At 55.0% G+C, this 13406-nt stretch carries 12 protein-coding genes; 8 read left to right on the top strand and 4 right to left on the bottom strand.

The features are described from left to right. Nucleotides 1–10 precede the first annotated feature (10 nt). Complete coding sequence (gene tolC / locus ACQE32_RS14510; protein WP_426981960.1) at nucleotides 11–1489, bottom strand: outer membrane channel protein TolC; 1479 nt, start codon at nucleotides 1487–1489, stop codon at nucleotides 11–13. A gap of 214 nt (nucleotides 1490–1703) precedes the next feature. On the opposite strand from tolC, the gene nudF reads away from it, so the two are divergent. From nudF to parE, 5 genes are read left to right on the top strand one after another with little or no spacing between them, the layout of a single operon-like run. After that, the gene (gene nudF, locus ACQE32_RS14515; RefSeq protein WP_250650896.1) at nucleotides 1704–2339 is read left to right on the top strand and encodes an ADP-ribose diphosphatase; all 636 of its coding nucleotides are present in this window, start codon (nucleotides 1704–1706) and stop codon (nucleotides 2337–2339) included. Next, nucleotides 2336–2761 (top strand): DUF1249 family protein, encoded by a 426-nt coding sequence (locus ACQE32_RS14520; RefSeq protein ID WP_426973488.1) that lies wholly within the window; start codon nucleotides 2336–2338, stop codon nucleotides 2759–2761. The genes nudF and ACQE32_RS14520 overlap by 4 nt, the downstream gene beginning before the upstream one ends. A gap of 42 nt (nucleotides 2762–2803) precedes the next feature. Further along, entirely contained in the window at nucleotides 2804–3631 is an 828-nt protein-coding gene (cpdA, locus tag ACQE32_RS14525; protein WP_426973489.1) for a 3',5'-cyclic-AMP phosphodiesterase, read from the top strand. Nucleotides 3632–3633: 2 nt separating this feature from the next. Further along, nucleotides 3634–4215 carry an esterase YqiA gene (gene yqiA, locus ACQE32_RS14530; RefSeq protein WP_250650893.1) on the top strand — a complete coding sequence of 194 codons (582 nt, stop codon included), beginning with the start codon at nucleotides 3634–3636 and terminating at the stop codon, nucleotides 4213–4215. A 51-nt stretch (nucleotides 4216–4266) separates the two neighbouring features. Beyond that, the gene (gene parE, locus ACQE32_RS14535) at nucleotides 4267–6162 is read left to right on the top strand and encodes a DNA topoisomerase IV subunit B (protein WP_250650892.1); all 1896 of its coding nucleotides are present in this window, start codon (nucleotides 4267–4269) and stop codon (nucleotides 6160–6162) included. 102 nt (nucleotides 6163–6264) lie between these two features. Here the strand turns inward: parE and ACQE32_RS14540 are convergent, their stop codons facing one another. Together ACQE32_RS14540 and ACQE32_RS14545 are read right to left on the bottom strand one after the other, a co-directional pair. Next, nucleotides 6265–6600: a putative quinol monooxygenase gene (locus ACQE32_RS14540; protein WP_426973491.1), complete on the bottom strand. Its 336-nt coding sequence runs from the start codon at nucleotides 6598–6600 to the stop codon at nucleotides 6265–6267. Between the two features lie 34 nt (nucleotides 6601–6634). Further along, entirely contained in the window at nucleotides 6635–7216 is a 582-nt protein-coding gene (locus tag ACQE32_RS14545; protein ID WP_427022005.1) for an NAD(P)H-dependent oxidoreductase, read from the bottom strand. A gap of 275 nt (nucleotides 7217–7491) precedes the next feature. Here ACQE32_RS14545 and parC point away from each other — a divergent pair, with 275 nt between their 5' ends. From parC to ftsP, 3 genes are all read left to right on the top strand, one after another. Further along, a complete protein-coding gene (parC, locus tag ACQE32_RS14550; protein ID WP_426973493.1) occupies nucleotides 7492–9765 on the top strand; it encodes a DNA topoisomerase IV subunit A in 2274 nt (757 codons plus the stop codon). A gap of 113 nt (nucleotides 9766–9878) precedes the next feature. Beyond that, complete coding sequence (locus ACQE32_RS14555; RefSeq protein WP_426973495.1) at nucleotides 9879–10616, top strand: 1-acylglycerol-3-phosphate O-acyltransferase; 738 nt, start codon at nucleotides 9879–9881, stop codon at nucleotides 10614–10616. A gap of 99 nt (nucleotides 10617–10715) precedes the next feature. After that, entirely contained in the window at nucleotides 10716–12140 is a 1425-nt protein-coding gene (ftsP, locus tag ACQE32_RS14560) for a cell division protein FtsP (protein WP_426973496.1), read from the top strand. A gap of 307 nt (nucleotides 12141–12447) precedes the next feature. Here the strand turns inward: ftsP and dkgA are convergent, their stop codons facing one another. Continuing rightward, nucleotides 12448–13272 carry a 2,5-didehydrogluconate reductase DkgA gene (dkgA, locus tag ACQE32_RS14565; RefSeq protein ID WP_426973497.1) on the bottom strand — a complete coding sequence of 275 codons (825 nt, stop codon included), beginning with the start codon at nucleotides 13270–13272 and terminating at the stop codon, nucleotides 12448–12450. Between the last annotated feature and the right edge of the window lie 134 nt (nucleotides 13273–13406).

Consider the following 13406-nt stretch of genomic DNA (forward strand, 5'->3'; position numbering starts at 1 on the left):
GGTTTTTAACTTAATGGCTAAACGGATTACCGTTCTGACGCGCTGCGGCAGGGCGCGCTGCAGCAGCGGCGTTGGTGCCGCTCTGGCTGGCTGCTGCCTGCATCCCGGTTCCCCGATCGGCGGCTGCATCCTGCTGTGCATTTTCTGGCGCTACCGTTTCAGGCGACGTTGGAATTTCTTTGCCCAGGCTGGCATTAAGCTCAGACAGATCCTGTTCGTTCAGCGTACCCAGCGCAGATTTGATGTTCAGCTGATTGATCAGGTAATCGTAACGGGCATCAGAAAGCTGCTGTTTGGCGTTGTACAGCGTCGTGGTGGCATTCAGCACGTCAACAATAGTACGTGTACCAACCTGATAGCCCGCTTCCATCGCATCCAGAGAGCTTTGAGCGGAAACCACTGCCTGCTTGTAAGCTTCAATGCTGCTGATAGAGGCGTTCACGTTATTAAAGGAGGAGCGCACGGTTTGTACCGTAGAGCGATGCGCACTTTCCAGCTGCTCGCTGGCGCTGACGAAGGCGTACTGCGCCTGTTTCACCTGCGAAGTCACCGCGCCGCCGCTATACAACGGTAGATTAAAGCTCAGGCCAACCTGATTACTGCCGGTGATATTGTCGTTTTGTGTGGCGCGGCTGCCGCCATATTTATTGTTGGACAGGCCGGTAGAAGCGTTTAAACCCAGCGTCGGCATATGTCCCGATTCACTATAGCGGATCTGCTCACGCGCCAGATCCTGCGACAGGCGTGCGGATAACAGGCTCAGGTTGCGGCTTTCCGCCTCTTTCAGCAGCACGCTGACCGGCTGCGGCCTATTCGTACGGAAACGATCGATATTCAGCGAGGCCAGAGTTGGATAGTAGTTGCCCGTCACCTGACGCAGGGTTTCTACCGCGTTATCCAGCTCGTTGCGTGCCGAAACTTCATTCGCCAGCACGTTGTCATACTGCGCACGGGCGTTTTGTACGTCAGTGATAGCGACCAGCCCCACATTAAAGCGCTGCGTGGTCTGATCAAGCTGACGATAAATAGACTGTTTCTGCGCTTCAATATAGGAAAGCGCATCGATTGCGCGCAGTACATTGAAATAGGCCGTTGCCGTGTTCAGCATCAGATTCTGCTGTGCCGTCTGATAGGTAACGTCCTGCACGCCCGCTGTTTTTTCCTGGATTGTCAGCAAACGCCATTTACCCATATCAAAGAGGATTTGCGTTAACTGCAAAGATCCGCTGGTGGTATTGGAATGAGTATCACGCGCGTCGCGGTAGCCGCTGTTATAGGTATAATCAACGCCAAGCCCTAACTGAGGCAGCAACGGACTACGGGCTTCGTTAATCTTTTCAAATGCCGCATCACGGTCCGCCGCAGAGCTGCGCAAATCAGGGTTAGTCAGACGAGCCTGTTGGTAAATCTGCAGCAGGTTCTCCGCCTGACTCGCCACGCTGAAGCCGCCCAGGCTCAGGCCAATAAGTAAAGAGAGCAGTTTCTTCATTTGCATTCCTTGTAGTGCAGCAAAGTTGCTATGGTAGCGCTGACATAAGCTAAAAAATATGCGCTGATTCTAGCAGAGTGTGCCAGAGTGGTAAGTTGGCTGAACGTGCCATCTTCCGTTAATTTACGTAAATAATTCAGAAAGAACCACCCTTGCGGACGGCGTCTGGTTGAAACCGTTTACCGCATCCCCCACTGTAAAGGACACCGGTTTTATGGTTAAAAACACAAAATCCCCTGTGACTTTCAGCAAAAAAGATGTAGAAATTATTGCACGCGAGCCACTGTATGAAGGTTTTTTTTCTTTAGTTCGCTATCGCTTCCGTCACCGCCTGTTTAACGGTGAAATGAGCAAAGAAGTCGTGCGCGAAGTTTTTGAGCGCGGACATGCCGCAGTCCTGCTACCCTATGATCCCCAGCGTGATGAAGTAGTGCTGATCGAACAGATCCGCATTCCCGCTTATGATACCAGCTCAACGCCCTGGCTACTGGAATTAGTGGCCGGCATTATTGAGCCTGGCGAAAACGTTGAGCAGGTCGTGCGTCGCGAGGCGATGGAAGAAGCGGGTCTGACGGTTAAACGCGTAGAGCCGGTGATTAACTACCTGGCCAGTCCGGGCGGTACCAGCGAGCGCCTGTCGGTGCTGGTGGGAGAAGTGGATGCCAGCGTGGCGCAAGGATGCCACGGTCTGGAGGAAGAGAATGAGGATATTCTTGTTCATGTGGTAAGCCGCGAACAGGCTTACCGCTGGGTGGAAGAGGGGAAAATTGATAACGCGGCCTCCGTCATCGCCCTGCAATGGCTGATGCTGCACTATGAGAAATTGCGAAAAGAGTGGAATCCAACATGATCAAGCGCTACGTCCCTGATTTTCCCGAAATGATGCGGTTGAGCGAAACCAACTTCGCCCAGTTGCGTCGTCTGCTGCCGCGTGATGACGAAGCGGGGGCCTCGGTGACCTATCAGGTAAACGGCGCCAGCTACAGCATTACCATTAGTGAATCTACGCGCTACACCACACTGGTTGAGATTCGTCAGACCGCGCCTGCCGTTAGCTACTGGAGTCTGCCTTCAATGTCTGTCAGGCTATATCACGATGCGATGGTTGCTGAAGTGTGTTCAACGCAGCAGATCTATCGTTTCAAAGCGCGTTATGATTACCCAAATAAAAAATTGCACCAGCGTGATGAAAAGCATCAAATCAACCAGTTTCTTGCAGACTGGCTGCGTTATTGTCTGTCGCACGGAGCCATGGCCGTCCCGGCCTGGTAAGCCGCAATAACCTTGATATGGCGTGGAGATTAAGGACATTTTTTGGATAGCCTGCTAAAACTTCCTGTGGTGAGTGGGGCCAATATCAGGATATTACAAATCACGGATACCCACCTTTTTTCAGGCAAAAATGAAACGCTGCTGGGCGTTAATACCTGGGCCAGTTTTAATGCGGTGCTGGAAGCCATTGAGGCCGAGCAGCAGCCGATCGACCTGATCATCGCCACCGGCGATCTGGCGCAGGATCACTCGCCTGAAGCCTATCAGCACTTTGCTGAGGGTATCGCGCGCCTGCCTGCTCCTTGCGTCTGGCTGCCGGGCAATCACGATTTTCAGCCCACCATGTACGATACGCTGGCACAATCAGGCATTGCTGAAGCGAAGCAGGTGTTGCTGGGCGAGCACTGGCAACTGGTGCTGCTCGACAGCCAGGTCGCAGGCGTGCCGCACGGTATGCTCAGCGACTATCAGCTTGAATGGCTGGATAAAACCCTGGCGCAGACGCCTGAACGCCATACGCTGGTGCTGCTGCATCACCATCCGCTGCCGTCGGGCTGCACCTGGCTGGATCAGCATAGCCTGCGGAATTCGCACGCTCTTGATGCCGTTCTTCAGCACTGGCCGCTGGCAAAGACACTGATTTGCGGCCATATTCATCAGGAGATGGATGTGGAGTGGCATGGCAGGCGCCTGTTAGCCACGCCTTCAACCTGCGTGCAGTTCAAGCCGCACTGCACCAACTTTACCATTGATGCCGTCGCGCCGGGCTGGCGCTGGCTGGAGCTGGGCGACAGCGGCGTGGTGCAAACGCAGGTTCAGCGTCTCTCAACGCGCGCTTTTACGCCCGATCTCGATTCCGAAGGTTACTAAGCATGGCGACGCTGCTCTATCTGCATGGGTTTAATAGCTCTCCCGCTTCAGCGAAAGCGACGCAGCTGCAACGCTGGCTGACAATGCATCATCCGCAGATAACCATGCTGGTGCCGCAGCTGCCTGCCTTTCCGGGCGAGGCGGCGCAGATGCTGGAAGAGATGGTGATGGCGCGCGCCGGCGAACCGCTGGGTATTGTTGGCTCATCGCTTGGTGGTTATTACGCCACCTGGCTGTCGCAGTGTTTTACCTTGCCGGCAGTGGTGATCAACCCGGCGGTGCGTCCTTACGAGCTATTGCTCAATTATCTTGGTGCCAACGAGAATCCATACACCGGTCAAAAATATGTGTTAGAGTCTCGCCACATTTACGATCTGAAGGTCATGCAGATTGACCCGCTTGAGTCGCCAGATTTGCTTTGGCTACTGCAGCAGACGGGTGATGAGGTGCTCGATTATCGTCAGGCACTGGATTACTACCAGGCCTGTCGCCAGACGGTCGAAGAGGGCGGTAATCACGCCTTCACTGGATTCGAACGCTTTTTCCCTTCGATTCTTGACTTTATCGGTCTGAATCGCGCCTGATGCCGCAGGATCGTATAACTCTTTTTTCACCCACCAATTCAGAACGATACGATGACTCAATCCAGCTATAACGCTAAAGACATTGAGGTACTCAGCGGCCTCGAACCCGTTCGTCGTCGTCCGGGAATGTACACCGATACCTCGCGCCCTAACCATCTGGGTCAGGAAGTTATCGATAACAGTGTTGATGAAGCGTTGGCCGGCCATGCAAAACGCGTGGAAGTAATCCTGCACGCCGATCAGTCACTGGAAGTGATCGATGACGGACGCGGTATGCCGGTTGATATTCACCCCGAAGAGGGCGTTCCGGCGGTTGAGCTGATCTTCTGCCGCCTGCATGCTGGCGGTAAATTCTCCAACAAAAACTACCAGTTTTCCGGTGGTCTGCACGGCGTCGGGATTTCCGTGGTCAATGCCCTGTCGACACGTGTCGAAGTCACAGTACGACGCAACGGCGAAGTGTACGAAATGGCCTTTGAAAACGGCGATAAAGTACAGGAACTGACCGTTACCGGTACGGTCGCCAAGCGCAATACCGGGACGCGCGTGCATTTCTGGCCCGACGGCAGTTTCTTTGACAGTCCGCGCTTTTCCGTTTCGCGTCTGTCGCATCTGCTGAAAGCGAAAGCGGTGCTTTGCCCGGGCGTTGAGATCGTTTTCAAAGATAAGGTCAATAATACCGAGCAGAGCTGGTGCTATCAGGATGGCCTCACCGATTATCTGAGCGAGGCGGTAAACGGCCTGATTACGCTACCGGAAGCGCCGTTTGTCGGCAGTTTTTCGGGCGATGTCGAAGCGGTGGACTGGGCGTTGCTGTGGCTGCCGGAAGGCGGCGAGCTATTAACGGAAAGCTATGTCAACCTGATCCCCACCATGCAGGGCGGCACGCACGTTAACGGTTTGCGTCAGGGACTGCTTGATGCGATGCGCGATTTTTGCGAATACCGCAATATTCTGCCGCGCGGCGTGAAGCTGTCGGCGGAAGATATCTGGGATCGCTGCGCTTACGTGCTGTCAGTGAAAATGCAGGATCCGCAATTTGCCGGTCAGACCAAAGAGCGCCTCTCTTCACGTCAGTGCGCTGCGTTTGTTTCCGGCGTGGTTAAGGATGCTTTCAGCCTGTGGCTGAACCAGAACGTGCAGGCGGCAGAGCAGCTGGCAGAGCTGGCGATCTCCAGCGCCCAGCGCCGTATGCGCGCCGCCAAAAAAGTGGTGCGTAAAAAACTGACCAGTGGCCCGGCGTTGCCCGGTAAGCTGGCCGACTGTACCGCGCAGGATTTAAGTAAAACCGAGCTGTTTCTGGTGGAAGGGGATTCCGCAGGCGGATCCGCCAAGCAGGCGCGCGATCGCGAATATCAGGCGATTATGCCGCTGAAAGGGAAGATCCTGAATACCTGGGAAGTCTCCTCGGATGAAGTGTTAGCCTCACAGGAAGTGCATGATATTTCTGTTGCCATCGGTATCGATCCGGACAGCGAAGATCTCACCCAATTGCGCTACGGCAAAATTTGTATCCTTGCGGATGCGGACTCCGACGGCCTGCATATCGCCACGCTGCTGTGCGCGCTGTTTGTTAAACACTTCCGCTCGCTGGTGAAAGGCGGCCACGTTTATGTGGCGATGCCGCCGCTATACCGCATCGATTTGGGTAAAGAGGTGTGGTACGCGCTGGATGAGGAAGAGAAGGATGGCATTCTCGAACAGCTGAAGCGTAAAAAGGGCAAGCCAAACGTCCAGCGCTTTAAAGGGTTGGGCGAAATGAACCCGATGCAGCTGCGCGAAACCACGCTCGATCCCAATACGCGTCGCCTGGTTCAGCTTACGATAGATGAAGAGGACATTGAACAGACGCTGGCGATGATGGATATGCTGCTGGCGAAAAAGCGTTCTGAAGATCGTCGTAACTGGCTGCAGGAGAAAGGCGATAAGGCAGAGATCGAAGTGTAACTTCGCGCTGTTCACTGCTGCCAGCCGGCGATAAAAACCCGCCCGGGCATCTTGCGATGGCCGGGCGGGTTTCATTTGGGCTGGGCTATTTTTATATCCTGCTTACAGAACGTCAGGCTCTGTCACAGCGCCCGCCGGTTTTTCCATCACAAAGATCTTCACATCCAGTACATCGTCTTTAATACGTTCGCGATGGGCTTCCATATGCGCCTGCTGCTGATGCTGCTCCAGATGGCGCAGCGACTCCCAATATTCCAGCATAAAAATGGAGTTGGGCAGATTCTGCTTCCACGGCACCTGCGCCTGATGATCGACCAGCGCCTGATATTTACGACAGCCTTCTTCCCCTAAAACGATCGGCGTCAGATCATCAATGGCCGCCAGTACCGCTTCCCGACGGCCCGGCTTAACGCAAATTTCAGCTACAACTGTCAGCATAATAGATCCCTGGTAAGTGTTTCAGAGCTTTAAGTTAAGCAAAGATCTTAGCGAGGTGCTCACGATAGCGTTCAATATCACGCGGCACGTCAGGTTGTTTGATCACGTCATTACAGATAAAGGTTGGCAGGCCTTCCATCCCCAGGAACTGGTTAGCCTTATGGAAATGGAGGTAAAGCCCGTCCACGCCAACGCCTTCAAAGAACTGCTGCGGATCGGTAAAGGCTTCCAGCGGCGCGTTCCAGGTTAACGACAGCATATATTTCTTGCCCTGCAGCAAGCCGCCGGAACCATATTTTTTGCTGGCGTCAGAGCGGGTGCGGCCATCGCTGGCATAAAGCGAACCATGACCTTCGGTAAAGACTTCATCGATATATTTTTTCAGGATCCAAGGCTCGCCCATCCACCAGCCCGGCATCTGATAAATCACCACATCATTAGCAAGGTACTTCTGCACTTCCTGCTGAATATCGTAGCCATCATCAATGCGCGTTACCTGCACTTCGTGGCCCTGATCGCGTAAGAAGGTCTCTGCCACTTCAGTCATGGTATGGTTCAGTTCACCCCTGGAATGGGCAAATTCTTTACCCGCATCAAGAATCAAAATCTTGCTCATTATCGTTGTCGCTCCGTTGAAATTTCTGGAGCCAGTTTACGTGCGGCACAGGCAAAGAAAAATGTACGATTGATCATAACACTTTTGCGTATAGCGCAATAATCCGCAAAGAATGTGAAACAAAATTGGCTGAATCCCGCTGGCGGTTCGCGCTCCAGAATGCGCTGTTGCAGCCGCGACTAAACTGTGACATCGCCGCATCAGATAAGGTACTATCCTCGCCAAACAGATCGCCACGCGGCGCGCTGATGCCCGCCGCAACGTGAGGAATCATAATGAGTGACTTGACGCAGGATGGTGCAGAGCGTCTTGCCCTGCATAAATTTACTGAGAATGCATACCTGAACTATTCCATGTACGTCATCATGGACAGGGCGCTTCCCTATATTGGCGATGGCCTGAAGCCGGTGCAGCGCCGTATCGTCTATGCGATGTCGGAGCTGGGCCTGAACGCCAGCGCAAAATTCAAAAAATCGGCGCGTACCGTGGGTGACGTGCTGGGTAAATACCATCCGCACGGCGACAGCGCCTGTTACGAAGCGATGGTATTGATGGCACAACCGTTCTCCTATCGCTATCCGCTGGTGGATGGACAGGGTAACTGGGGTGCGCCGGATGACCCGAAATCCTTCGCCGCCATGCGTTACACCGAATCACGCCTGTCGCGCTACGCTGAAGTACTCCTGGGCGAGCTGGGGCAGGGCACGGTTGATTTTGTGCCTAACTTCGACGGCACGTTAAACGAGCCGAAAATGCTGCCGGCGCGTCTGCCAAATATTCTGCTGAACGGCACCACCGGTATTGCCGTGGGTATGGCGACCGATATTCCGCCGCATAACCTGCGTGAAGTGGCGCAGGCCACCATTGCGCTGATTGATAATCCCAAAACCAGTCTCGACGATCTGCTGGATATCGTACAGGGCCCCGATTTTCCGACCGAAGCGGAGATTATCACGCCACGCGCCGAGATCCGTAAGATCTACCAGAACGGGCGCGGATCGGTACGCCAGCGTGCGGTATGGAAAAAAGAAGATGGCGAAGTGGTGATCACCGCGCTGCCGCATCAGGTTTCCGGCGCGCGCGTGCTGGAGCAGATCGCCGCGCAGATGCGCAATAAAAAGCTGCCGATGGTCGAGGATCTGCGTGATGAGTCCGATCACGAGAACCCAACGCGTCTGGTGCTGGTGCCGCGCTCAAACCGTGTCGATCTTGAGCAGGTCATGAACCATCTGTTCGCCACCACCGATCTGGAAAAAAGCTACCGCATCAACCTGAACATGATCGGGCTGGATAACCGTCCGGCGGTGAAAAACCTGCTGGAGATCCTCAGCGAATGGCTGGTGTTCCGACGCGATACGGTACGCCGCCGTCTGCAGTATCGCCTTGATAAAGTGATGAAACGGCTGCATATCCTTGAAGGTCTGCTGGTCGCTTTCCTTAATATTGACGAAGTGATCGAGATCATCCGCAGCGAAGATCAGCCGAAGCCGGTGCTGATGTCGCGTTTCGATATCAGTGAAACCCAGGCGGAAGCGATCCTTGAATTAAAGCTGCGCCATCTGGCGAAGCTGGAAGAGATGAAAATTCGCGGCGAGCAGAGCGAGCTGGAAAAAGAGCGCGATCAGCTCCAGGCCACGCTGGCTTCAGAACGCCGTATGAATACGCTGCTGAAGAAAGAACTGCAGGCCGATAGCGAAGCCTATGGCGATGAACGCCGTTCGCCGCTGCATGAGCGTGAAGAGGCGAAAGCGATCAGTGAGAACGAGCTGGTGCCTTCCGAGCCGGTAACCGTTGTGCTGTCGCAAATGGGCTGGGTACGTAGCGCCAAAGGGCATGACATCGATCCTGCTGGACTAAGCTATAAGGCTGGCGACAGCTATCTGGCCGCCGCCCGTGGTAAAAGCAATCAGCCGGTGGCCTTTATCGATTCCACTGGCCGCAGCTATACGTTGGATCCCTCTACGCTGCCTTCAGCGCGCAGCCAGGGCGAACCGCTCACCGGCAAGCTCACGCCGCCACCGGGTGCGGTAATGGAACAGGTGCTGATGGAGGCGGACGATCAGCGACTGCTGATGGCCTCTGATGCGGGCTATGGTTTTGTCTGCACCTTTGCCGATCTGGTATCGCGCAACCGCGCCGGTAAAGCGCTGCTGACGCTGCCGGAAAACGCTAAAGTGATGACGCCAATGGCGATTTACAGCGATGACGATATGCTGCTGGCGATCACTGCGGCTGGCCGTATGCTGATGTTCCCGGTCGGCGATCTGCCGCAGCTGTCCAAAGGCAAGGGGAATAAGATCATCTCTATTCCGTCGGCGCAGGCCAGCAGCGGCGAAGACCGTCTTGCCTGGCTCTACCTGTTACCGCCAGGCAGCGCCATCACGCTCTATGTCGGCAAACGTAAGCTGACGCTGCGTCCGGAAGAGCTACAGAAATTCCGCGCCGAGCGCGGGCGTCGCGGCACGCTGCTGCCGCGTGGCCTGCAGCGTATCGACCGCGTTGAAGTGGATGCGCCAGCTCGCGTCGTTTCGGACGATAGCGAAGCCTGATAGCGCAGGGAAACCGGAGGCGACGCCCGTTAATCATGCGGCGCTCCGGTGTAATACCGGTGTGTTTTCATATAAAGCCGGTATACTTAGGCGGGAGCCACAATGAGGTCGTTATGCTGCTAATTTTACGTGTCTTTTTGGTTGTTATTTATTCAATTCTGGTTTGTGTATTTGGCTGCATCTGGTGCCTGTTTTCTCCGCGTAATCCGCGCCATGTCGCCACGTTTGGCCATCTGTTTGGCGCGCTGGCGCCGCTGTTTGGCGTCAAGGTTGAGATGCGTAAGCCTGAAGGGGCTGAAAATTACGGCAATGCAATCTACATTGCCAACCATCAGAACAACTACGACATGATTACCGCGGCGAATATCGTGCAGCCATCTACAGTTACCGTAGGCAAAAAAAGTCTGCTCTGGATCCCTTTCTTTGGCCTGCTTTACTGGCTGACGGGGAACCTGCTGATTGACCGCGATAATCGCGCCAGGGCGCATACCACCATTGGCAAGGTGGTGAATGAGTTTAAAAGAAAGCGCATCTCTTTTTGGATGTTCCCGGAAGGGACCCGCAGTCGTGGACGCGGGCTGTTGCCGTTTAAAACCGGTGCTTTCCATGCCGCCGTTGCCGCAGGCGTACCGATTATCCCGATTGTGGTCTCGACAACGCATAACAAGATTAAACTCAACCGCTGGAAAAACGGCCTGGTGATTATCGAAATGCTGCCACCGGTAGATGTTGCCGCCTTTGAGAAAGAGTCGGTGCGTAAGCTGGCTACACACTGTCGTGAACTGATGCAGGCCAAGCTTAACGAGCTGGATGCTGAAGTTGCCGAGCGGGAAGCCAGCGGCAAGATATAATTCATACGGGCCACAGCCGTGGCCCCACAGCAATTCCTGAACAACAATAAAAAACGGACCGCGTCAGCCAGGCACCGCGCGCACCGCTATGGAGTCGTTATGTCTTTCAGTCGACGTCAATTTCTACAGGCTTCGGGCATAGCCCTGTGCGCGGGCGCGTTGCCGGTTAGCGCGCGAGCAGCAGGCAATGAAACGCCATTACCGATCCCGCCGCTGCTGGAATCACGCCGGGGGCAGCCGCTGTTTCTTACGGCGCAGCGAAGCCACTGGTCTTTTTCCGGCGATAATAACAAGGTGCCGGTATGGGGTATCAATGGTCTCTATCTGGGGCCAACGGTGCGCGTCTGGAGCGGTGATGACGTTAAGCTGATTTACAATAATCGGCTAAATGAGCCGGTCGCGATGAGCGTCAGCGGCCTGCTGGTGCCGGGCGCGCTGAGCGGCGGAGCGCCGCGGATGATATCGCCGGGCGTGGACTGGGCACCGGTGCTGCCGGTGCGCCAGCGCGCCGCCACCTGCTGGTATCATGCCAGCACGCCGAACCGGATGGCACAGCATGTCTATAACGGTCTGGCGGGCATGTGGCTGATTGAGGACGAGGTGAGCAAATCGCTCCCTATTCCCAAACACTACGGCGTGGATGATTTTCCGCTGATTATTCAGGACAAACGCCTCGATAACTTTGGCGCGCCGGTCTATAACCCACCGGAAAACGGCGGGCTGATGGGCGATACGCTGCTGGTTAACGGCGTCCAGAACCCATTTGTTGAAGTATCGCGCGGCTGGGTGCGTCTGCGGTTGCTGAACGCCTCTAACGCCCGCCGTTATGAGATGGTCCTCAGTGATAATCGTCCTTTCCATGTGATTGCCAGCGATCAGGGCTTTTTGCCAGCGCCGGTGGCGGTGCAACAGCTTTCACTGGCACCCGGTGAGCGACGTGAAGTGCTGCTGGATATGTCGCAGGGTGAGGAAGTTTCCATCACCGCAGGCGTGGCGGCGGGCGTTATGGATCGGTTGCGCGGCCTGTTTGAACCCTCCAGTATTTTAACCTCCACGCTGATTTTAACCCTGCGGCCTACCGGCCTGTTGCCGCTGGTAACGGATAATCTGCCTATGCGTCTGCTGGCCGATCAACTGCTCGACGGTACGCCGATTCGCACCCGAGAACTGCGTCTGGGCGATGCGCAGCCGGGTATTAACGGCGCGCTGTGGGATATGTCGCGTATTGATATTCAGGCGCAGCAGGGCAGCTACGAACGCTGGATCGTCCATGCCGATACGCCGCAGGCGTTCCATATTCAGGGCGTAACCTTCTTAGTGAAAAGCGTCAATGGCGCGCAGCCGTTCGGCGAAGATCGCGGCTGGAAAGATACCGTTTGGGTGGATGGCGAAGTAGAACTGCTGGTGGCTTATAATCAACCTTCGTCTGAACATTTCCCGTTTGTGTATTACAGCCAGACGCTGGAGATGGCGGATCGCGGTACGGCGGGGCAGCTGCTGGTGCAGCCGAGTCAGGTTGGCTAAGCGCATATCTGCATAGCCTGTTGGATTTTAAAAGCGCGTTAAGAAGCACTCAGCACTACAGGTGAACGCCCTCTAAAGCGATGCCTGAAGCCAAAGTGCAGGGAGACCGGGCAGAAGAGTAAAGCGTCCCGCGCCAGGGAGGGCGCGGGCCGAGCTGTCAGGGATGACGTTGTTTGCGTCTTTACGATCGGTCCGGTCTCCCTGCGGGAGCGCCAGACCTAACCGCGATTTTCATTAGACCCAACCGCGATTTTTATCAGAATCAACTGCGACTGTCAGCGGCAGCGAGTCGCTAAATCAATCATCCTCAATTCAGCTCATCCGGGTGTGGCCCCAGACGCGTACCGCGATCCATTTTCGCAATTTCGCTGATCTCTGTTTTCTCCAGGCGGAAATCAAACACGTGGAAGTTTTCCTCAATGCGCGATGGCGTTACGGATTTCGGAATAACCACCAGACCGCAATCCAGATGCCAGCGGATCACAACCTGCGCTGGCGTCTTGCCATATTTCTTCGCCAGCTGCTTAATCACCTCCTGATCGAACACGCCTTTGCCGCCCTGTGCCAGCGGGCTCCAGGATTCGGTTTGGATCTGGTGCATGGCATTCCAGGCATGCAGCTCACGCTGCTGAAGCAGCGGATGCAACTCAATCTGATTCACTACCGGCGTAACGCCCGTCTCATCAATTAACCGCTTCAGGTGCTTCTCCTGAAAATTACAGACGCCAATGCTTTTCGCCAGCCCTTGCTGCTGCAGCGCGATCATTCCTTGCCAGGCCTCGACATAATCATCCTTCCCGGGGCAAGGCCAGTGCATCAGATAGAGATCGACATACTCCAGCTGTAATTTTTGCAGGCTGCTTTCCATCGCCTGCTGCCAGTTCAACTGATCCTCATTCCACAGTTTTGTCGTCACGAAAATATCTTCACGCGCCACATCCGTTTGTTGCAGCGCCTGACCTATCCCTTCCTCATTTTTATAAATGGCGGCGGTATCGATAGAACGATAACCCACTTCAAGCGCCTTCAGCGCCGCATCGCGCGCTTCCTCTACGCTGGCCTGCCAGACGCCGAGTCCCAGCTGCGGCATCATATTGCCATCACGCAGTTTAATAATTGGTTGGTCTGCCATAACTTCTCCTTAATGGTGAGTTGGACCCGATAACGCTTAAGTTTAGTCGAGATATGCTGTAACGGCAGAGCCGTCCGGGACGTGGTAAAAAGTCCAATGCTCATTTCTGCCGGAAACTTGCCTGTTTCTCCAGG

It is taken from the genome of Pantoea sp. FN0302 (genome assembly GCF_050113775.1).
GTDB classification, from domain to species: Bacteria; Pseudomonadota; Gammaproteobacteria; order Enterobacterales; family Enterobacteriaceae; genus Mixta; species Mixta alhagi.

What these genes read in the sequence shown, in the direction of transcription:
- tolC (WP_426981960.1), bottom strand. Translation starts at nt 1,489, where the DNA reads ATGAAGAAACTGCTCTCTTTACTTATTGGCCTGAGCCTGGGCGGCTTC.
- nudF (WP_250650896.1), top strand. Translation starts at nt 1,704, where the DNA reads ATGGTTAAAAACACAAAATCCCCTGTGACTTTCAGCAAAAAAGATGTA.
- ACQE32_RS14520 (WP_426973488.1), top strand. Translation starts at nt 2,336, where the DNA reads ATGATCAAGCGCTACGTCCCTGATTTTCCCGAAATGATGCGGTTGAGC.
- yqiA (WP_250650893.1), top strand. Translation starts at nt 3,634, where the DNA reads ATGGCGACGCTGCTCTATCTGCATGGGTTTAATAGCTCTCCCGCTTCA.
- parE (WP_250650892.1), top strand. Translation starts at nt 4,267, where the DNA reads ATGACTCAATCCAGCTATAACGCTAAAGACATTGAGGTACTCAGCGGC.
- ACQE32_RS14540 (WP_426973491.1), bottom strand. Translation starts at nt 6,600, where the DNA reads ATGCTGACAGTTGTAGCTGAAATTTGCGTTAAGCCGGGCCGTCGGGAA.
- ACQE32_RS14545 (WP_427022005.1), bottom strand. Translation starts at nt 7,216, where the DNA reads ATGAGCAAGATTTTGATTCTTGATGCGGGTAAAGAATTTGCCCATTCC.
- parC (WP_426973493.1), top strand. Translation starts at nt 7,492, where the DNA reads ATGAGTGACTTGACGCAGGATGGTGCAGAGCGTCTTGCCCTGCATAAA.
- ACQE32_RS14555 (WP_426973495.1), top strand. Translation starts at nt 9,879, where the DNA reads ATGCTGCTAATTTTACGTGTCTTTTTGGTTGTTATTTATTCAATTCTG.
- ftsP (WP_426973496.1), top strand. Translation starts at nt 10,716, where the DNA reads ATGTCTTTCAGTCGACGTCAATTTCTACAGGCTTCGGGCATAGCCCTG.
- dkgA (WP_426973497.1), bottom strand. Translation starts at nt 13,272, where the DNA reads ATGGCAGACCAACCAATTATTAAACTGCGTGATGGCAATATGATGCCG.